This window comes from Microbulbifer litoralis (assembly GCF_023634065.1).
GTDB classification, from domain to species: Bacteria; Pseudomonadota; Gammaproteobacteria; order Pseudomonadales; family Cellvibrionaceae; genus Microbulbifer; species Microbulbifer litoralis.
This window is the reverse complement of sequence record NZ_JALKCV010000003.1, coordinates 303554-321902: the sequence shown is the minus strand read 5'-3', so window position 1 is coordinate 321902 and position 18349 is coordinate 303554. Positions and strand designations below refer to the sequence as shown.

At 65.5% G+C, this 18349-nt stretch carries 19 protein-coding genes; 17 read left to right on the top strand and 2 right to left on the bottom strand.

Annotated elements, in window-relative coordinates:
- Positions 1-24 precede the first annotated feature (24 nt).
- Both polA and MWN76_RS07090 read left to right on the top strand, forming a co-directional pair.
- Positions 25-2751, top strand: a complete 2727-nt coding sequence (polA, locus tag MWN76_RS07095) for a DNA polymerase I (RefSeq protein WP_250460536.1) — start codon at positions 25-27, stop codon at positions 2749-2751.
- 50 nt (positions 2752-2801) lie between these two features.
- The gene (locus MWN76_RS07090; protein WP_250460534.1) at positions 2802-3017 is read left to right on the top strand and encodes a hypothetical protein; all 216 of its coding nucleotides are present in this window, start codon (positions 2802-2804) and stop codon (positions 3015-3017) included.
- Between the two features lie 214 nt (positions 3018-3231).
- Here MWN76_RS07090 and MWN76_RS07085 read toward each other — a convergent pair whose 3' ends face one another.
- Entirely contained in the window at positions 3232-4236 is a 1005-nt protein-coding gene (locus tag MWN76_RS07085) for a hypothetical protein (protein WP_250460532.1), read from the bottom strand.
- Positions 4237-4477: 241 nt separating this feature from the next.
- On the opposite strand from MWN76_RS07085, the gene MWN76_RS07080 reads away from it, so the two are divergent.
- The 6 genes from MWN76_RS07080 (at position 4478) to MWN76_RS07055 (ending at position 9829) form a co-directional block, all read left to right on the top strand.
- Positions 4478-5137, top strand: coding sequence for a phosphoribosyltransferase (locus MWN76_RS07080; protein WP_250460530.1), 660 nt, complete (start codon positions 4478-4480; stop codon positions 5135-5137).
- Positions 5130-5789 carry a dienelactone hydrolase family protein gene (locus MWN76_RS07075; RefSeq protein ID WP_250460528.1) on the top strand — a complete coding sequence of 220 codons (660 nt, stop codon included), beginning with the start codon at positions 5130-5132 and terminating at the stop codon, positions 5787-5789. Before MWN76_RS07080 ends, MWN76_RS07075 begins: the two co-directional genes overlap by 8 nt.
- Complete coding sequence (locus MWN76_RS07070) at positions 5786-6751, top strand: ribose-phosphate diphosphokinase (protein WP_250460527.1); 966 nt, start codon at positions 5786-5788, stop codon at positions 6749-6751. The genes MWN76_RS07075 and MWN76_RS07070 overlap by 4 nt, the downstream gene beginning before the upstream one ends.
- A gap of 1 nt (position 6752) precedes the next feature.
- Entirely contained in the window at positions 6753-8567 is a 1815-nt protein-coding gene (locus tag MWN76_RS07065; protein ID WP_250460525.1) for an adenosylcobalamin-dependent ribonucleoside-diphosphate reductase, read from the top strand.
- Between the two features lie 594 nt (positions 8568-9161).
- Positions 9162-9611, top strand: a complete 450-nt coding sequence (locus MWN76_RS07060; protein WP_250460524.1) for a hypothetical protein — start codon at positions 9162-9164, stop codon at positions 9609-9611.
- A gap of 32 nt (positions 9612-9643) precedes the next feature.
- The gene (locus MWN76_RS07055) at positions 9644-9829 is read left to right on the top strand and encodes a hypothetical protein (RefSeq protein ID WP_250460523.1); all 186 of its coding nucleotides are present in this window, start codon (positions 9644-9646) and stop codon (positions 9827-9829) included.
- A 39-nt stretch (positions 9830-9868) separates the two neighbouring features.
- On the opposite strand, the gene yihA is transcribed toward MWN76_RS07055, so the two are convergent.
- Positions 9869-10492 carry a ribosome biogenesis GTP-binding protein YihA/YsxC gene (gene yihA / locus MWN76_RS07050; RefSeq protein ID WP_250460522.1) on the bottom strand — a complete coding sequence of 208 codons (624 nt, stop codon included), beginning with the start codon at positions 10490-10492 and terminating at the stop codon, positions 9869-9871.
- 203 nt (positions 10493-10695) lie between these two features.
- Here yihA and MWN76_RS07045 point away from each other — a divergent pair, with 203 nt between their 5' ends.
- The 9 genes from MWN76_RS07045 to MWN76_RS07005 all read left to right on the top strand — a co-directional run bounded on the left by MWN76_RS07045 (position 10696) and on the right by MWN76_RS07005 (position 18279).
- Positions 10696-11346: a c-type cytochrome gene (locus MWN76_RS07045; protein WP_250460521.1), complete on the top strand. Its 651-nt coding sequence runs from the start codon at positions 10696-10698 to the stop codon at positions 11344-11346.
- 193 nt (positions 11347-11539) lie between these two features.
- Positions 11540-12226, top strand: a complete 687-nt coding sequence (locus tag MWN76_RS07040) for a thiol:disulfide interchange protein DsbA/DsbL (RefSeq protein ID WP_250460520.1) — start codon at positions 11540-11542, stop codon at positions 12224-12226.
- Positions 12227-12380: 154 nt separating this feature from the next.
- Positions 12381-13583 carry a c-type cytochrome gene (locus MWN76_RS07035; RefSeq protein WP_250460519.1) on the top strand — a complete coding sequence of 401 codons (1203 nt, stop codon included), beginning with the start codon at positions 12381-12383 and terminating at the stop codon, positions 13581-13583.
- Positions 13584-13634: 51 nt separating this feature from the next.
- Positions 13635-14093, top strand: a complete 459-nt coding sequence (locus tag MWN76_RS07030; protein WP_250460518.1) for an ecotin family protein — start codon at positions 13635-13637, stop codon at positions 14091-14093.
- A 240-nt stretch (positions 14094-14333) separates the two neighbouring features.
- Positions 14334-14819 (top strand): hypothetical protein, encoded by a 486-nt coding sequence (locus tag MWN76_RS07025; RefSeq protein ID WP_250460517.1) that lies wholly within the window; start codon positions 14334-14336, stop codon positions 14817-14819.
- A 79-nt stretch (positions 14820-14898) separates the two neighbouring features.
- Entirely contained in the window at positions 14899-15609 is a 711-nt protein-coding gene (locus tag MWN76_RS07020) for a hypothetical protein (protein ID WP_250460515.1), read from the top strand.
- A 54-nt stretch (positions 15610-15663) separates the two neighbouring features.
- A complete protein-coding gene (locus tag MWN76_RS07015) occupies positions 15664-16083 on the top strand; it encodes an ACT domain-containing protein (RefSeq protein WP_250460512.1) in 420 nt (139 codons plus the stop codon).
- Between the two features lie 24 nt (positions 16084-16107).
- A complete protein-coding gene (locus MWN76_RS07010; protein ID WP_250460510.1) occupies positions 16108-16854 on the top strand; it encodes a hypothetical protein in 747 nt (248 codons plus the stop codon).
- A gap of 78 nt (positions 16855-16932) precedes the next feature.
- Positions 16933-18279 (top strand): SLC13 family permease, encoded by a 1347-nt coding sequence (locus MWN76_RS07005; protein WP_250460508.1) that lies wholly within the window; start codon positions 16933-16935, stop codon positions 18277-18279.
- The last annotated feature ends 70 nt before the right edge of the window (positions 18280-18349 follow it).

Here is an 18349-nt window from a genome sequence, read left to right as displayed (position 1 = left end):
TCGAATACCCGGACCCGAGAGTTTATGAGCAAGCAGAAGTCCAATGCCGCACCGCTGATCCTGGTGGACGGCTCCTCCTACCTGTACCGCGCTTTCCACGCCCTGCCGCCGCTGGCCACCAGCAGTGGCAAGCCCACCGGCGCGGTGCGTGGCGTGATCAGCATGTTGCGCCGGCACCTGAAGGAGCATCCGGACAGCACCGTGGCAGTGGTCTTCGATGCCAAGGGCAAGACCTTCCGCGACGAGCTGTTCGCCGACTACAAATCCCACCGCCCGCCGATGCCGGACGACCTGCGCGAGCAGATACAGCCGATTCACGATGTGATCGACGCCATGGGCCTGCCGCGGTTGGTGATCGAAGGCGTGGAGGCGGACGACGTCATCGGTACGCTGGCCTTGGAGGCGCAGAGGAAGGGTGTGGAAGTGATCATCTCCACCGGCGACAAGGACATGGCCCAGCTGGTGCGCCCGGGCATTACCCTGGTCAACACCATGTCCAATACCGAGATGGACAGTGCGGGCGTGGAAGAGAAATTCGGCGTGGGCCCGGAACTGATCATCGACTTCCTGGCGCTGATGGGCGACAAGTCCGACAACATCCCCGGCGTGCCCGGCGTGGGCCAGAAGACCGCGCTGTCGCTGCTGCAAAACCTGGGCGGGTTGCAAGCCATCTACGCGGACCTGGATGCCATTGCACCGCTGGGCTTCCGCGGTGCCAAGACCCTGGGCAAGAAGATGGCCGAGCACCGCGAGGCGGCGGAACTCTCCTACAAGCTGGCCACCATCAAGACCGATGTGGATATGTCGATTCATCCACAGGATCTCCACAACGCCGAGCCGCACAAGGACAAGCTGATCGCGCTGTTCGGCGAGCTGGAATTCCGCGGCTGGCTGGAGGAGCTGTCCGGTGAGGACGCCGAAGAGGCCATGGCCGAGGCGGTCGAGCGCGAATACGTCATCGTCACCGACATGGCCGGGTTCGACGCCTGGCTGCAGAAACTGAAGGATTCAGACATCTTCGCCTTCGATACCGAGACCACCAGCCTCAACTATATGCAGGCGAAACTGGTGGGCCTGTCCTTCGCCGTGGAGCCCTACAAGGCCGCCTATGTGCCGCTGGCGCACGACTATATGGGCGCGCCGGAACAGCTGCCGTTCGACCAGGTGCTGGCCAAACTGAAGCCGATCCTGGAAGACCCGCAGCAGAAGAAGGTCGGCCAGAACCTGAAGTACGACAGCCATATCCTGGCGAACTACGATATCGAACTGCGCGGTATCGAACGCGATACCATGCTGGAATCCTATGCCCTCGACAGCACCGCCAGCCGCCACGATATGGACAGCCTGGCGCTCAAGTACCTGAACGAGAAAACCGTGCACTTCGAGGATATTGCCGGCAAGGGCGCCAAGCAGCTGACCTTCAACCAGATCGAGCTGGACAAGGCGGGTCCCTACGCCGCCGAGGATGCGGATATCACCCTGCGCCTGCATCGCGAATTGTCCGCGCGCCTGGAACAGGTTCCGCCGCTGGAAAAGGTTCTGGACGAAATCGAGATGCCACTGCTGCCGGTGCTGATCCATATGGAGCGCAACGGTACCTACCTGGACGCGCAGATGCTGGCCGGGCAGAGCGGTGAACTGGAACAGAAAATGCGCGAGGTGGAGCAGAAGGCGTTCGACGAGGCCGGCGAGGAATTCAATCTCGGCTCCACCAAGCAGCTGGGCGCCATCCTGTTCGAAAAGCTCGGCATCCCGGTGATCAAGAAAACCCCCAAGGGCGCCCCCTCCACCGCCGAACCGGTGTTGCAGGAACTGGCGCTCAGCCACGAGCTGCCGGCGCTGATCATGCAGTACCGCGGCCTGGCCAAGCTCAAGAACACCTATACCGACAAGCTGCCGCAGATGATCGACCCCAAAAGCGGCCGTGTGCACACCTCCTACCACCAGGCGGTGGCCGCCACCGGCAGGCTGTCGTCCAGCGACCCCAACCTGCAGAACATCCCCATCCGCAGTGAAGAGGGCCGCCGCATCCGCCAGGCCTTCGTAGCGCCGGAGGGCAGCGTGATCATCGCCGCGGACTATTCACAGATTGAATTGCGCATCATGGCGCACCTGTCCGGTGACCGGGGGCTGGTGGACGCCTTCGCCAACGGCGAGGATATCCACAGGGCCACCGCCGCCGAGGTATTCGGCGAGAAGCCGGACGATGTCAGCGACGAACAGCGCCGCCGCGCCAAGGCGATCAACTTCGGCCTGATCTACGGTATGTCCGCCTTCGGCCTGGCCAAACAGCTGGGCATTCCCCGCGCCGACGCGCAGAAATACGTGGACCTGTACTTCGAGCGCTACCCGGGCGTGCGCGCCTATATGGACAACACCCGCAAACAGGCGTCGGAGCAGGGCTACGTCGAAACCCTGTTCGGCCGCCGCCTGTACCTGCCGGAGATCAACTCGCGCAACGGCATGCAGCGCCAGGCCGCCGAGCGCACTGCCATCAACGCGCCCATGCAGGGCAGCGCCGCGGATATCATCAAACGCGCCATGATCGAGGTGGATGCCTGGCTGGCCGAGCAGAAGCTGGCGACCAAACTGATCATGCAGGTGCACGACGAACTGGTGCTGGAGGTGCCGGAGAAAGAGGTGCAGACCGTCGTCCAGGGGATCACCGGCCTGATGCAGGGCGCGGCGGAGCTGGCGGTGCCGCTGATCGTCGATGTGGGGCAGGGCGCCAATTGGGACGAGGCCCACTGATCCGACGGTGTTTGACGGGGTTTAATGGGAGCACAGGGTATGGAGGTTATATGGGAGTAAAGAACGGATTCTGGCTGCGCCGTTTTGCGCAGGCCTATTTGCTGGCCCTGGTTTTCATTACCGGCGGCCAGCTGCTGCGCGGCCGGCCGCCGGAACAGGCATTCAGTCACGGCCTGCTGTGGGCGCTGCTCACCGCCTCTGTCTACCTGGTCGCGCTGGCCTGGCGCGCTCGCCGGGGTTGTGCGGTCTGTCCCGATGACGGCTGAATTTACGTCTCGCACCACTTGTGAATGAATCGGGCGACAATCTCGCGACCCTGATCAATTTTTTAACACTTTTTAACGTTTTTGGGGGAACCGTCACGCCAGCCGTGCCTCTAACTAAGCAAGATCGTTGGAATGCGTCATCATCCCCCAAGGAAGTCAGATGTTTGCCCCGGAACCCCCCAAGTCCGGGGCTTTTTTTTGTCTGTCTCTGGCGTCAGGGGCAGTGCCGCTGCGCCGCGTCGAGATAGGCCCTCGTCTTGCGCAGCCACTTGTCCGGTTCGTCCACATCCTCGTCCAGCAGGTGCGCCGCCGCCAGCCGCGCGCGCAGGAAGGCGCGATAGGCTTTGTAGAAGGGCGAGAGTGAATCCGCCGGCGATTCTGCGCCGCAGTAACTGCTCACTACCGCAGCCGCCAGATCCCCCCGGCCCAGCAGTTCACATTCCAGTGCCAGATAACTCAGCTCGTCCAGCGGATCCAGGCAGCGCAGGTCGCGGCTGAACTCCAGGCAGTCGATCACCTGTGGCGGCGCACACAGGAAGCAGTGTTCCGGGCGCAGGTCGCCGTGGCCCTCGACGATCAGGCCGGATTCCGCCCGCTCGCCCAGCAGTGTGCCGCTGCGGTGGGTGTAGTCGAGCAGCGATGCCGCCAGCTCGCGGATCTCGCCGCGGTCCTGCGCCAGCTGCGGCAGCAGCAGGTCGTCGCGAAACTGTCCGCTGTGCCGGCGCAGTCGCAGCAGATACTGTTCCGCGGTCAGCGGAATCACCGGCGCCCGGCGGTAGAAGGCACAGAGCCGTTCCAGCAGCGGCACCAGGTCGGCCGTCGCCAGGGCGTCAATCCGCGCCACCATACAGTCTTCCCGGGCCAGGCGGCGCATCTTGACCAGCCACTCCACCGGCGTGCCCGCGCCGCCGAGCGACAATCGGTCGCCGCCGACCAGCCGCAGCGGCACCACGTCCAGGTAGACATTGTCGGTCAATCGCCGGTTCAGGCGCAGCTCCTGGCGGCAGACGCCGTAGCGCTTGTCCAGGCTGCTGAAATCCAGGTAGCGGGTGCGTACCGGCTTCTTCATCTTGTAGGCGTGGCGGTCGGTCAGGAAGACCCGCGCCATATGGGTTTCCACCAGCCGCACGGATCCCGTGCCCTCCGGGTAGCTGTCCACGGAGAGCAGGAAGCGGGTCTTTTCCTCCAGGGCCGGCCTGTCGGCGTCGATCGGGTCCATTGCTGACTCTGATGGCGAAGCCTGTTTGCTAGTGTGCTGTGGGGGAAGTTCGCCAACAAAGGAGCACAGTCAAAGCGCTCAGATCAAGGCGAGAAAGCGCTGGAATAGCAGGGCTATTTCAAGCTTTCTCAACGCAGAGCTGGGCGCTTTGGCGCAGCGAACTGTTTGCGAACTTCCCGTACAGCACACTAGTCTAGTTTTATCAGTCCCCATTCCTCCCAGATGCGAGGGCGAAGCCGCGATGGAGCCCTTCCAGAACCGTGTCGAGGCCGGCCGCCGGCTGGCGGAATCCCTCGGCGACTACACCGATCGCGAAGATGTCATTGTGCTGGCGCTGCCCCGCGGCGGCGTGCCGGTGGGCCTGGAAGTGGCCCGCGCCCTGAAAGTCCCGCTCGACCTGATGCTGGTGCGCAAACTGGGGGTGCCGGGCCACGAGGAACTGGCGATGGGGGCCATCACCGGGCACGGGCGGGTGTTGAACGAGGATGTACTGGCCAGCACCGGCGTCAGCGACGAGGAGATAGAAGCCGTCGCCCAGCGGGAGCGGGCGGAACTGGAGCGCCGGGCCGGGCGCTACCGCGGCGACAGGCCCTGGCCGCAGCTGGCCGGTCGCCGCGTGATCCTGGTGGACGACGGTATCGCCACCGGCGCCACCATGGCAGCCGCGGCCCGCGCGGTGCGCGAACAGGGGCCGGCGGAACTGGTGTTGGCGGTGCCGGTCGCGCCGCCGTCGACACTGCACCGCTTCCGGGGGCTGGCGGATCGCATCGAGTGCCTGATGACACCGGAGTCCTTCTGGGCCATCGGTGCCTGGTACCGGGATTTTTCCCAGCTTTCCGACGAGCAGGTGATCGACATGATGCGCGAGGCGGACGGGCTCCGGGGGGCGGCCGATGAATAGCTGCGATGTGCTGGTGGACGCCGCCGGCGAACTGCTGGAGGGTGTCCTGACCCTGCCGCCGGATGCCGGCGCGCTGGTACTTTTTGCCCACGGCAGCGGCAGCAGCCGCTTCAGCCCGCGCAACAAGCGCGTCGCCGAACAGCTGAACGACGCCGGCTTCGGCACCCTGCTGTTCGACCTGCTCAGCGCCGACGAACACCGCGCCGACCAGATGACGCGCGAATATCGCTTCGACATCCCGCTGCTCGCCGGCCGCTTGTCGGCGGCGCTCGACTGGGCGGCCGCGGAAGCGACCACCGCCGGGCTCCGCTACGGCCTGTTCGGCTCCAGCACCGGTGCTGCCGCGGCCCTGATCGCCGCCGCCGAGCGGCTGCAGCTGGCGCGGGCGGTAGTGTCACGCGGCGGCCGTCCGGACCTGGCCGGCGACGCACTGCCGCATGTGCGCGCGCCGACACTGCTGGTGGTCGGTGACCGCGATACCGAGGTGATCCAGCTCAATCGCGAGGCGGCCGAGCGGATGAACAACAAGCCGAAACTGGAACTGGTGCCCGGCGCCACACATCTGTTCGAGGAGCCGGGCACACTGGATCTCGTGGTGCAGCGGGCGATCGACTGGTTCCGCCGCTATCTCGTCCAGGCGCGTCGGCCGTGAGCCGCCTGAAACTGTTCAGCCTCGAGGCCGGTGCGGAGTTTGCCGGCCGCGTTGCCGCCGCTCTGGGCGAGCCGCTGGCCGCACACGAGGAGCGCGATTTTGTCGACGGCGAACACAAGATCCGCCCCCTGGACGATGTCGAGGGGGCCGACGTCTACCTGGTGCAATCGCTGCACGGCGATGCCAGTGGCAGTGTCGACGACAGGCTGGTGCGCAGCCTGTTCTTTATCAACGCCCTGAAAGATGCCGGTGCCGCGCGGGTCTGTGCGGTCGTGCCGTACCTCTGCTACGCGCGCAAGGACCGCCGCACGAAACTGCACGATCCGCTGTCCAGCCGCTACCTGGCGAGCCTGTTCGAAGCCGTGGGCACCGATGCCGTGGTCACCCTCGACGCCCACAACCAGGCCGCGTTCGAGAACGCCTTCCGCTGCCGCACCCTGCATCTGCCGGCGCAGCCGCTGTTTGTCGAGTACGCGGCGCGGCTGTTGAAGGGCGATAGCAATCCGCTGGTGGTGGCGTCGCCGGATGTGGGCGGCGTCAAGCGCGCCGAGGCGCTGCGCCTGGCGCTGGCGGAACGGCTGCAGCGGCAGTTGGGCAACGCCTTCGTGGAGAAATACCGCAGCGGCGACCGGCTGACCGGCGGCGCGCTGGTGGGCCAGGTGCGCGATGCCACGGTGCTGGTCATCGACGACCTGATCGCCGGCGGCGGCACCATCTGTCGCGCCGCCGAGGCGTTACAGCGGGGCGGGGCCAAGCGGATCATTGCCCTCGCCAGCCACGGCCAGTTCTGCGGCGACGCGCTCGACAGGCTGGCGCAATTGCCGCTGGAGGCACTGGCAGTGACCAACTCCCTGCCGCAAGAGCGGCGCCGGGGGCTGGAGATCGTCGACTGCGCACCGCTGCTGGCGGAGGCCATCCGCCGCCTGCACGACAGCGGTCCGGCAACGCAGCTGAGCTTCTGAAGTGGACTATTTCGACACCGAGATCTCCCGCTTTATCTGGGACACCAAATATCGCCATCGCGACGGCGACGCCGTCCGCGACCGGTCCGTGGAGGACAGCTGGCGGCGGCTGGCGCGGGCCCTGGCCGGCGTGGAGGCGCGGGACCGCGGTCGCTGGGCACTGCGTTTCTACCGCAACCTGGAGGACTTCCGCTTCCTGCCCGGCGGGCGCATTCTCGCCGGGGCGGGGACCGGCCACCGGGTGACGCTGTTCAACTGCTTCGTCATGGGCGACATCGAGGATTCGATGGACGCCATCTTCGAGCGGCTCAAGGAGTCGGCGCTGACCATGCAGCAGGGCGGCGGTATCGGCTGCGACTTCTCCACCTTGCGCCCCGCCGCCAGTCGCGCCCGGCACACCGGCACCATCGCCTCCGGCCCGGTATCCTTCATGCGCATCTGGGACGCCACCTGCGCCACGCTGCTGTCCACCGGCAGCCGCCGCGGCGCCATGATGGCGACACTGCGCTGTGATCATCCGGACATAGAGCAGTTTGTCGATGCCAAGCGGGATCCGCGCGAGCTGCGCCACTTCAACCTGTCGGTGCTGGTCAGCGACGCCTTCATGGCCGCAGTGGACGGCGATCGCGAGTGGCCGCTGCTGTTTCCCGAACACCAGCTGGACGGCGATGGCGAAACTCTCGAGCGCCACTGGAGCGGTGCGCGGACACCCGTGCCCTGCCGCGTATTGAAACGGGTGCGGGCGCGGGAACTGTGGCAGAGGATCATGCGCGCCACCTACGATTGCGCCGAGCCCGGTGTGCTGTTTGTCGATCGCATCAACCGCCACAACAATCTCTACTACCGCGAACAGATCGGCGCGACCAATCCCTGCGGCGAGATTCCGCTACCGGCCTACGGCGCCTGCAACCTGGGCTCGGTAAACCTGGCGCGCTTCGTGCGGGCGCCGCTGAGCGCGCGTGCGGACCTGGACTGGGCCGGCATCGCCGACACCGCGGCGCTGGGGGTGCGCATGCTGGACAATGTGATCGACCTGTCCCGCTATCCGCTGCCGGCGCAGCGGGCCCAGGCCCAGGGCAGTCGCCGCGTGGGCATCGGCGTCACCGGGCTGGCCGACGCGCTGATCCTGTTGGGGCTGCACTACGACAGTGAGGCGGCGCGCGCGCTGGCGGCGCGAGTGATGCGCACCCTGCGCGACAGTGCCTACCGGTCCTCCATCCAGCTGGCGGAGGAAAAGGGCGCCTTTCCGTTTTTCGAGCGCGACAGCTACCTGGGCGGGCCGGATATCCGCTCGCTGCCGGAGGCCCTGCGCGACGGAATCGCCGCGCGCGGCATCCGCAACAGCCACCTGGTGGCCATCGCCCCGACCGGCACCATCAGCCTGCTGGCCAACGGCGTCTCCAGCGGCATAGAGCCGGTGTTCGATTTCCGTCACTCGCGCCGGGTCTTGACCGAAAACGGCGACTACCGCACGTTCGAGATCACCGATCCCGCCTATCGCCTCTGGTGCGAGCGCGGCGGCGATCCGGAAGCTCTGCCCGGGATATTTGCTGCCGCGCGGCGCCTGCCGCCGCTGGCCCACCTGCGCATGGAGGCGGCGCTGCAGCCGTTTGTGGACAACGCGATTTCAAAAACGGTGAACGTGCCCGAGGACTATCCGTTTGCAGACTTTGAATCCCTGTATCGCCGCGCCTTCGAACTGGGCCTGAAGGGGTGCACCACCTTCCGCCCCAACCCCATCACCGAGGCGGTGCTCACCAGTGGCGGCGGGGAGTCGGCCAGCCACTGCTGCGACATCGAGCGCGAGGGCGAATAGCGCCGGGATTTACGCTTCTTTACGTTGGTTGCAGGAACTGCGCCCCTCCCGACCCCTCTAAACAGGCAACACAGTTTTGTTGCTTCATTTGTTGCTCCACTCCATACCCCGTAAGTGAGCTTCCCTCGCCCCGAGACCTCCCCAACATCGGGGCATTTTTTTGCCTGCAGGAAACTGCCCCGACTCTCGGGCACAGCGGGACTTTATTCCGGTTTCTGTCGCCAAAAGGCAATACAATCCTGCTGCCGAAATTCCGTTCGGCGTCAAAAAGCAGTGGGGAAAGCGATCCACTGACCATAGTCTTGCGTAAGAGAGAGCAAGATCGATGGAAATGGGTGAGAACCCACAGGCGTACCCGTCCCCCTGGGTGCGTCTGTTAAGTGCCCGTCCCCAAGGGCACTGACCCCTGGCCGGCAGTCCCCATCTGCCGGCTTTTTTTATCCCGTCTGTGCGCAAAACCGCCGCCCCGACACTGTGGCGCAAATCTGCACTTGTTACTGTTGCGGTTGATAATGATTCGCATTAGCATGATTGAATGGTGTCGATGGCCCGTGGGATCGACCTTCAATTGAATTTCAAGATCGGGAGCAAGCCGTGAATCTACGTTTCCTGTGCGCCAACCACCGCCAGTGGCTGACCGCTGAACCGCACCGCGCCGAGCAGGCCTGGCTGGATTGGGTGGAGCGGGGCGCCAGCCTGGCCGAGGATGGCAGCTATGCCGAGGCGATCCCGTTCCTGGGCTGCGCTTTCGAGCTGGCGGATTACCTGCTCGGGGAACAGTGGCCGGGCTATTCGGTCGCGGCGATGCGCTTTGGCGACAGCGCCCGGCAGTTGATGGAGGCCTACCGCCAGCGGGGCGAGGGCAATCGCTGCAATTACATCCTGGTGGGGGCCAGCTCGCGCCTGGCGCGGGAACTGGCCAATCGCCAGCACTACCAGATCACCGCGGACTGCATCCGCGCGCTCTATGTGGGCCAGTCGGAAGAGCCGGTACGGACGCCGTGGGAGGTGGGCACCGCCGTCGGCGGCGCCCGCCTGCACTGACGCGGTGAACCGGTTCGCGCAGGGACGCCGCCATGTCATCGCCCTACCTTGAAATCAGCATCCGCGAGGAGACACTGGTATTGCTGTTGGCCCAGCGGCGCCTGACCGCGCAGGACCTGCGCGGCCTGACACCGCGGGCCCGCAGGAAATTGCGGCGGGCACTGTTGCAGTCGCTGCTGCCCGGATCCGGCGCCGATCGATCACTCGCGCCACTGTGACCCGGCCGTGGAAACGTCACCGGTAGCAACACCGCAAACTTAGCTTGGCGCCAGCCACTCGTTCAGCTGTCGCTCCAGCTTGTCCAGCCCGCTCTTCTTGGTGGCGGAAAAGATCTGCACACTGACGCCGGTATCCAGTCCCTGTTCCTTCAACGCTTTCTCGACCGCGAAGCGGGTATTGTTGGCCGGGCCGTTTTTCAGTTTGTCCGCCTTGGTCAGCAGGATATGCGCCGGCAGGCCGGAGTTGACCGCCCAGGTCAGCATATGCAGGTCGAACTCCTTCAGCGGCTGGCGGATATCCATCAGCAGCACCAGGCCGCGCAGGCACTCGCGGTTTTCCAGGTAGAAGGCCAGGTGCCGCTGCCACTCGTCCTTCATCGAGCGCGCCACCTTGGCGTAGCCGTAGCCGGGCAGGTCCACCAGCCGCTGCTCTTCACCGACCTGGAAGAAGTTGATCAGTTGGGTGCGGCCCGGTGTTTTCGATGTGCGCGCCAGCTTGTTGTTGCCGGTCAGCGCGTTGATGGCGCTGGACTTGCCGGCGTTGGAGCGCCCGGCAAAGGCCACTTCGGCACCCTCGTCGGGGGGGCACTCGGCCAGGGTCGGGGCGCTGGTCAGGAATTGTACAGAGCGGTAGTTCAATCTTTCAGGATGGGATTCAGGCATGGGAAGTCCGCTGATTCGAATGGAGGGTATCGGTCCATGCTCGATGGCGCTCAAAGGTGTCATTCAGTATGGACCGGTACACTGTATTGGCGCGCAAGTATATAATGCCGCGGTTTTTGCGTCGCAGGATGTCGGCCGCGTATCGGACGCGGACCAGGGGGGCGACGCCAGATGCCACATTTCAGCGCGCTATGGGACGACGTATGAACAGCATTATAAAGAACACCGCTCTGGCTTTCGGCCTGGTAATGATTGCGCCTCTTGCGATGGCGGCCGGGGATGCCGCCGCCGGCAAAGCCAAGGCCGCCGCCTGTGCGGCCTGCCACGGCCCGGATGGCAACAGCCCGGCGCCCACCTTTCCCAAGCTCGCCGGCCAGGGGGAGAAGTACCTCGCCAAGCAGTTGATGGATATCAAGAGCGGTGCGCGCGAAGTGCCGCAGATGATCGGCCAGCTGGATAACTTCAACGAACAGGACCTGCAGGATATCGCCGCCTACTTTGCGTCCCAGAACATGCAGTTGTCCGGCTCCCAGCCGATGTCCGTGACCCTGAACAGCGGTGAGAGCGTGGACGCGCTGATCTTCGGCCGCGACCTCTACCGCGCCGGTAACAGCGAGACCGGTGTGCCCGCCTGCATGGGCTGCCATTCACCCACCGGCAAGGGCAATGCGCCGGCAGGCTACCCGCGGCTTTCCGGTCAGTTCGCGGATTATGTCGAAACCCAGCTCAAGGCCTTCCGCGCCGGCACCCGCACCAACGACGGCGACTCGCGCACCATGCGCACGGTGGCCAAGCAGTTGTCCGATGCCGAGATCGAGGCGGTGGCCAACTATGTCGCCGGCCTGACAGACTGATCGCCGTCCGAAGACAGCCAGAAAAGCCGGTCCCCGACCGGCTTTTTTGTGCCCGCTGCGGGATCGCTGGCATCGGTTTGTGCATTTATTGCCCGGATTTCTTGCGTCGCGCAGCGGGAACTTCAATAATCGGCGCTGTCTATTGACTAGCGCCGCGGTCTCTGCGGCCGCAAGAATAACGTTGGAGAACACTATGAGAGCCGTCGCCGCCCCGTTAACCCTGTTGCTGACCCTGCTGTTCAGCCTCGCCGCCTGCGCCCAGGACAGCGGCCAGTTCAAGGAAGGCCAGCACTACCAGGTACTGCCGCAGGCGGTGCCGCAGAAGGATGACAACAGGATCGAGGTCACCGAACTGTTCTGGTACGGCTGCGGCCACTGCTACCACTTCGAGCCAGCCCTGAAGCGCTGGAAAAAAGAGATTCCCGCAGATGTGGCGCTGCTGAAGATCCCGGCCATCTGGCAGCCGGTGATGGAAGTGCACGCGCGCATGTACTACGTGGCCGACGCCATGGGTGTGCTGGACACGATGCACACGCCGATCTTCAACGCCATCAACAAGCAGCGCAAGATGTTCGCCACCCGCAACGGTCGCGAGTGGGATCCGGACCTGAAGGCGATCGAGGAACTGTTCAATGCCAACGGCACCGACGGCGCCAAGGCCGCCAAGCTGATGAACTCCTTCGCCATCAACAGCAAGGTCAAGCAGGGCATGGCCAACCAGCGCGCCTACCAGCTGTCCGGTACGCCGGAAGTGGTCGTGGCCGGCAAGTACCGCATCAGTACGTCCCTGCCGGGCCTGAAGGGCAAGAGCAACGGCCAGGAGCTGATGCTGGAAGTCGCCAATTACCTGATCGAGAAAGAGCGCGCCGAGCGCGGTTGATTCCCGCGGTGCGACGCCCGAACCCCGCCCCGGGCGGGGTTTTTTGTGCCCGATCCCCCAACTGGCAACAGGGGAAAGGCGCGAAAAGCGGTGGTCCGGGACCGCCGCGGATGCACCTGCCAACCCTGAGCCGAACCCAGAAAAAGAACAGCCGATGCCACGCTTCCGGACGCAGATTGCGCGCCTGATTGTCACTCTTCCCTGCCTGCTTCTGTGGCTCGCTGCAGACGCCTGGTCACAGGCGGAAGGCGGCGAGCCACTGGCGGCAAGGGCCAGCAATTTGCTGTCCTACATCGCAGTGGATTACGCCGATTCGGTGCAGAATGGCGAAATTAGCGACCAATCCCTGTACGATCAGCAGCGCCGCAACCTGGCGCGCGCGCTGGAGCTGGTGCGCCAGTTGCCGGAGCGACCCGGCCGGGCGGCACTGGAGGGCAGTGTGCTGGAGCTGGACTCCGCCATCGCCGAAAAGCGCGCTGCCGAGGACGTACGCCGCCGCGCCAATGCCGCCGCCGACCGGGTGGCGCAGCTCTACCAGTTGCAGCGCTCGCCGGCGGAAATGCTACCCGGTGCCGCCGAGGCGCGGGCCCTCTACCAGAAGCGCTGCGCCGCCTGCCACGGTGCTCGCGGCGAGGGCGGAAACCGGGGTCCGGCCCTGGATGACCCGGCGCGGATGGGCAGTTTCAGTCTCTACGATATCTACAACACCCTCGATCCCACCGCAGATGCCGTCCACCCACCGGCGGTGGACCGCAACCTTAGCAGTCGGCAGCGCTGGGCGCTGGCGGTTGCGGTGGCGCACCTGGCGGTGCTCGGCACCGAGCCGCCACCGGCACAGCTGGCACAGCGCTACCCGGCGCTGGTGGGCCTGCCGGGTCTGGCCACCGCGCGGCCGGTCGAGTTGCCGGCGGACGCCGCCGGGGCACTGCTCTGGTGGCGCGGCAACCCGGACCGGGTGCGCGCACTGGAACAGCCGCTGTCGCGCGCAGACGGACTGCTGCAACTGGCGGAAACCGTCTACCGGGCCGGCGACAGTGCGACCGCCTATCACCGGGTGATGCTCGCCTATCGAGAGGGCTACCTGCCCCGGCGCGAAGCACTGCAGCAGCGGGATGCGCCGCTGGCGGCAAAGCTGGCCGGAGACTGGCAACTGCTGCGCGGGGAGATTCTCCGCGGGGCCCCCAACGCCGAGGTGATCTCCGCCTTCCAGCAACTGCGCGCCGGCCTGGCACAGGCCCGGGCACGCCTGGAACCGGCCGCCGGGGGGGATCGCTTTTATCTCTGGGCGACGCTGTTGTTCGCCGTGGCGGTGGGCTTGGGCCTGATGCTGTGGTTTGCGCTGCGCCGCCGGCGCTGACCCGTCGCTGCTATGCTTTCAGGAAGCATTGCGCGCCAAACGGAGATCCCCATGCCGCTGCGCTATCTCTCCCTGCTCTGTCTCTGCTGCCTCGCCGCTGCCACTTGCGCCGCGGACCCGGGCGTTTTCCCCGAAACCGTCGACGGCAACAGCCGGCGTGTGATCGAACTGCCCAGGGTCGCGGACGAGAGTCGCTTCATGGTCGAGCTGGTGCCCGGAAAGACCGAAATGGTGGACTGCAACCTGCGCAGCTACCGGGCGCCGCTGGAGCGGCGTACCGTGAAAGGCTACGGCTATGCCTACTACGTACTGGGTGAACCCAGGCTCGGCCCGAGCACACTCAAGGCCTGTCCGGACAGCAGCAAAACACGCCGCTTTGTGCGCGTGCGCGGCGAGGGGCTGATGCTGCCTTACAACAGCCGCCTGCCGCTGGTGGTCTATGTCCCCGAGGGGTGGCAGCTCAAGTACCGAATCTGGCGCGCGGACAAGACCCTGTCCGATGCCCGGTAGCCCCGCGTCCCCTGGCGTGTGAATGAATATTTTTGATGCTTCCTCTGCCAGCGTGGGTTTTTGCGTCTAGCCTTGAAAAAGAAGGACGTGAAAAAACGCGCATCTGCGGTTTTTCATGACGGTGGGTGAGATCCGCGAGCGGAACCCGCCGCGAGGGAAAACCGGCGGCGGGCAGGCCCGGGTCCGATGGCCTGCAAATTCCGCTGCCATTCGCAGTCACCCGAAAAACCGGAGTTGCGCATGAAGCTGTTGCGTCGACCCTGCTCCCAGAGCCTCCTCCTCTCCTTTCTCCAGACGTTCGCCCTGATACTTTGCCTGTTTCTGCTACTGCCGCTGGCCGCGGCGGCGGAAGCCGGCCAGCGGGACTGGGCCGGCAGTTGGCTGGTGGTCAGTGAACGCGATGCGCAACTGGTGTGGCAGTTGAATGCCGACGGTACCGGTTTCGCCTACGGCTTCCAGGAGAGCGGCCGCCTGTCCCACGGTTTTGCCATCAACTGGAAGCTGGTCGGCGACCGGGTGCGCGTGCGCACCGGTGCCCAGCTGCGCTGTGCCGGGGGCAAAGTCGCGGTGGCGTTTACCGGCTGGAGCCCGGTGACCCTAGACTTCGCGGTAGTGGATGGCCGCCACTGGTTGCAGGAAGGCGGCAAACTGTTGAGTTTCCAGCGCCGGCTGCAGGGTTGGGAAACGCCGCGCGCCGGGGCCGAATGCCCGAAGCTGGCCAGCTGAGCGCCGCGCCCGCATTCACCGGGCAGGACGATAACGGAAGTTTTATCAGGGAAGAGTAGAGCGGACTCGGAGTAGAGCTGTGATACGGCGACGCTTTATTCTCACGCTGGCACTCCTCCTCGCCTGTGGCGGCGCCGCTGCCGCGGAGGGCGAGGGGGACGAAACCGAAGGTTGGCAAGCCGACTCCCGTCTCGAGGCTGCGCAGTGGGTGGGGGACTGGTTGATCTCCCGCGACGGCGAGGCCCGCCACGTGTGGAGCCTGGATGCCGACGGCACCGGTCGCTCCTACGCGTTTATCGAGCGCGGCGACGAGATGCGTTTTGCCTACGGCTACGATATCCAGTGGTACTTCGATCCGTTCACACAGATGGCGAACATCAAGACCGAGCGCCGCATCGTCTGTCGCGGTGGCAAACTCTATCCCTATTTCCTGACCCTGAAATCCTACGAGAGCGACTACGCCGTCAAAGGCAAGTACGCCTGGCAGACCACCTGGACAGAGGCCAGTATCGGCCGCAATCTGCTGCACAAGTCCCTGGTGGTTTTCGTGGCGCCCCTGTCCGGCTGGTACAACCCGGGCAAAGACGAATCCTGCCCGGAATTTCCGCCGATGGAGCTGGAAACGGATATCGATACCGTGCTCGACCGCTGGGAGAGGGAGGCCGAACGAAATAGTATGGAGGTGGATACCACACCCGCCGAGGGTGAGCCGGAGTTCGAGGGGGAAACTTTCACCGAGGTGCCCTCGAGCAGCGCGGCCAGCGACAAAAAAGCGCGAAAAAAACACTGAGCCGGGCGACAGCGCCCCGGCTCAATACCGACAGTCTGTTTTGGCGAAGCGTTTATGAGTGCAGAAGTGCGCCTGGAGAAACTGCTACAGAATATCGATCCGCAATTGCAGGGGGAGGTCTACGACTTTGTAACGATGCCGGAAGCGCAGCTGCGGGACCTGCTCGGCGAGAGCCTGTGCATTTTCCGCGAACGTGAGGGTATCAGTGCGATAGTGCCGCGTGCGGTGGCGGAGCGCGAGGGCCTGGTTACTGATGCCGATGGTGGCGGCTACCGGCAGATAACCCTGCAGGTGCATTCCAGCCTGCAGGCGGTGGGGTTGACCGCTGCGGTCGCCGGGGAACTGGCGGCGGAGGGCATCAGTGCAAACGTCGTCGCCGCGCTGCGCCACGATCATGTTTTTGTCCCCGAGCGGCACGCGCAGCGGGCGCTGCAGATACTGCGCGGTATCGGCAACCGCGCCCAGTACAGCTGATTCCGGCACCGGAGCGCGGCGCCCATGCAGATCAACTACCCGCTGCCGCAACCCCACGGCGAGATCCGGCGGCTGTTGCCGGATTTCTTCTGTGTGCCGGGCACCGCGAAACTGGCGCCTGCCACGGCCATCAATCGCAACATGGGCGTGTTGCGCTGGGGCGACGAGTTGACGCTGGTCAATCCCGTGCGCCTGCGCCCGGTGCAGGAGGAGCGGCTCGAGGAACTGGGCCGCATCCGCCACGCGGTGCGCCTCGGTTATCACCACGGTTGCGACGACCTCTACTACCGCGACCGCTACAACCTGACCTTCTGGCGACAGGCCAATTCCGATCTCTATCCCGCCCCGGCCCCCGATCGGCTGTTGCGGGACGGCGGCGACTGCCCGATACCCGGCGGCTGCTTTGTGGAGTTCGGCCACAGCCGCTACCCGGAAGCGGCGCTCTGGGTGCCCTACAACGGCGGCCTGCTGCTGACCTGCGACGCGATCCAGTACTGGCAGTCCTGGTGTGGTTGCAGTTGGTGCGGGCGCCACCTGCTGCGCTTCGGCGGTATTCGCCGCGGTATGCAGGTGGCGCCCAACTGGCGCGCGCGGGCCACGCCGGACGGGCGCGACCCGGCCCACTGGCTGCAGGAAGATTTCCAGCGCCTGCTGGCACTGCCGTTCATTCATTTCATGGGCGCACACGGTGGCTTCTGCGCGGACAACGCCTACGAAGAGGTCGCCGCGGCGGTGCGCCGCGCCTTCCCGGAAATCGACCGCGCGGCCTGAGCGCCGCCGCGTGTCCAGCGGCATTGTCTGTTATGGTTTGTCGGCGAAATCACCGAACAACAGACGCGGAGCCCACCGGTGCACCATCTCTCCCTGCCCTCCAAACTGATCGTCATCGCCGCCTGGATACTGCTGGCCCACTGGCTTTCCGGCGCGCTTGCAGGGGACGGGCCGGAACAGCTGGGCCTGTTTATCCTGCTGAGTGCCGCCGGCCTGTGGATGAGCGAGATAGTGCCGCTACCGGTCACGGCGCTGCTGGTGCCGGCGGCGGCCTACTTCAGCGACCTGATGCCCGCGTCCGAAGCACTGGCGCCTTTTGCCAGCAGCATCATTTTCCTGTTTATGGGCGGCTTTACGCTGGCCGCGGTGCTGCACGCCCACGGCATCGACCGGCGCCTCGCCATGCGGGTGCTGCAACTGGGCCGCGGCCACTTGTGGCCGACGCTGGTCGGGTTCTTCGCCACCGTTTCTTTCCTTTCCATGTGGATGAGCAACACCGCCACTACCGCGATGATGCTGCCCATCGCACTGTCGCTGGTGGATGAGGACCACCCGCGCACGCGCGGCTTCGCCATCCTGGGCACCGCCTACGCGGCCAATATCGGCGGCCTCGCCACCATCGTCGGCAGCCCGCCCAACGCCATTGCCGCGCGCACCCTGGAACTGGATTTCGTGTCCTGGCTGCAGGTGGGCCTGCCGGTGACCCTGGCGATGTTCCCGCTGGTGCTGGCGGCACTGTGGCTGGTGCTGCGCCCGGACCGGGAGGAGGCCTCGATCCGCGCCATTGCACTGGAGAGGATGGACTGGACCCCGGGCGCCATCGGCGCGGTGGCACTGTTCGCCGGCGCCGTGGTGGCCTGGAGCCTGTCCGGGCTGATCAGCCGCTGGCTGGGGCTGGGGAAAAGTTTCGATGCGATGGTGGGCCTGCTGATCACCGCGCTGGCACCGCTGCTGGGCCTGATCACCTGGCCCAGACTGCAGAGCGAAATCAACTGGGGCATTCTGCTGCTGTTCGGCGGCGGCCTTTGCCTGTCGGCGGTATTGCAGCAGACCGGTGCCTCGGTGTGGCTGGCACAGTCGCTGCTGGGCGGGCTCGCCGATGCGCCCGGCTGGCTGCTGATCATCGCCTGTATCGCGCTGATGATCTTTCTCACCGAGCTGGCTTCCAACACCGGCAGTGCGGCCATCCTGGTGCCGGTGATCTACGCACTGGCGCAGGAATTCAATCCGGCCATCGCCTATCCGCTGGTATTCGGTGTCGGTATCGCCGCCACCTGCGCCTTCATGCTGCCGGTGGCGACGCCGCCAAACGCACTGGCCTACAGCACCGGCGCCGTGCGCCAGACGCAGATGCTGCGCGCCGGCCTGATCCTGAACCTGGCGGCCATTCCGCTGCTGTGGATCATGGTAAGCTTGCTTGCCTGAAGACTTTTTGCGGCGTTCGGCGATCACCGGTGAAGGTGCGGCGAGTGCCGGAAACCAAACCCACAAGCAG

Coding starts and splice junctions, on each gene's coding strand:
- polA (WP_250460536.1), top strand. CDS start 25: ATGAGCAAGCAGAAGTCCAATGCCGCACCGCTGATCCTGGTGGACGGC.
- MWN76_RS07090 (WP_250460534.1), top strand. CDS start 2,802: ATGGGAGTAAAGAACGGATTCTGGCTGCGCCGTTTTGCGCAGGCCTAT.
- MWN76_RS07085 (WP_250460532.1), bottom strand. CDS start 4,236: ATGGACCCGATCGACGCCGACAGGCCGGCCCTGGAGGAAAAGACCCGC.
- MWN76_RS07080 (WP_250460530.1), top strand. CDS start 4,478: ATGGAGCCCTTCCAGAACCGTGTCGAGGCCGGCCGCCGGCTGGCGGAA.
- MWN76_RS07075 (WP_250460528.1), top strand. CDS start 5,130: ATGAATAGCTGCGATGTGCTGGTGGACGCCGCCGGCGAACTGCTGGAG.
- MWN76_RS07055 (WP_250460523.1), top strand. CDS start 9,644: ATGTCATCGCCCTACCTTGAAATCAGCATCCGCGAGGAGACACTGGTA.
- yihA (WP_250460522.1), bottom strand. CDS start 10,492: ATGCCTGAATCCCATCCTGAAAGATTGAACTACCGCTCTGTACAATTC.
- MWN76_RS07045 (WP_250460521.1), top strand. CDS start 10,696: ATGAACAGCATTATAAAGAACACCGCTCTGGCTTTCGGCCTGGTAATG.
- MWN76_RS07040 (WP_250460520.1), top strand. CDS start 11,540: ATGAGAGCCGTCGCCGCCCCGTTAACCCTGTTGCTGACCCTGCTGTTC.
- MWN76_RS07035 (WP_250460519.1), top strand. CDS start 12,381: ATGCCACGCTTCCGGACGCAGATTGCGCGCCTGATTGTCACTCTTCCC.
- MWN76_RS07030 (WP_250460518.1), top strand. CDS start 13,635: ATGCCGCTGCGCTATCTCTCCCTGCTCTGTCTCTGCTGCCTCGCCGCT.
- MWN76_RS07025 (WP_250460517.1), top strand. CDS start 14,334: ATGAAGCTGTTGCGTCGACCCTGCTCCCAGAGCCTCCTCCTCTCCTTT.
- MWN76_RS07015 (WP_250460512.1), top strand. CDS start 15,664: ATGAGTGCAGAAGTGCGCCTGGAGAAACTGCTACAGAATATCGATCCG.
- MWN76_RS07010 (WP_250460510.1), top strand. CDS start 16,108: ATGCAGATCAACTACCCGCTGCCGCAACCCCACGGCGAGATCCGGCGG.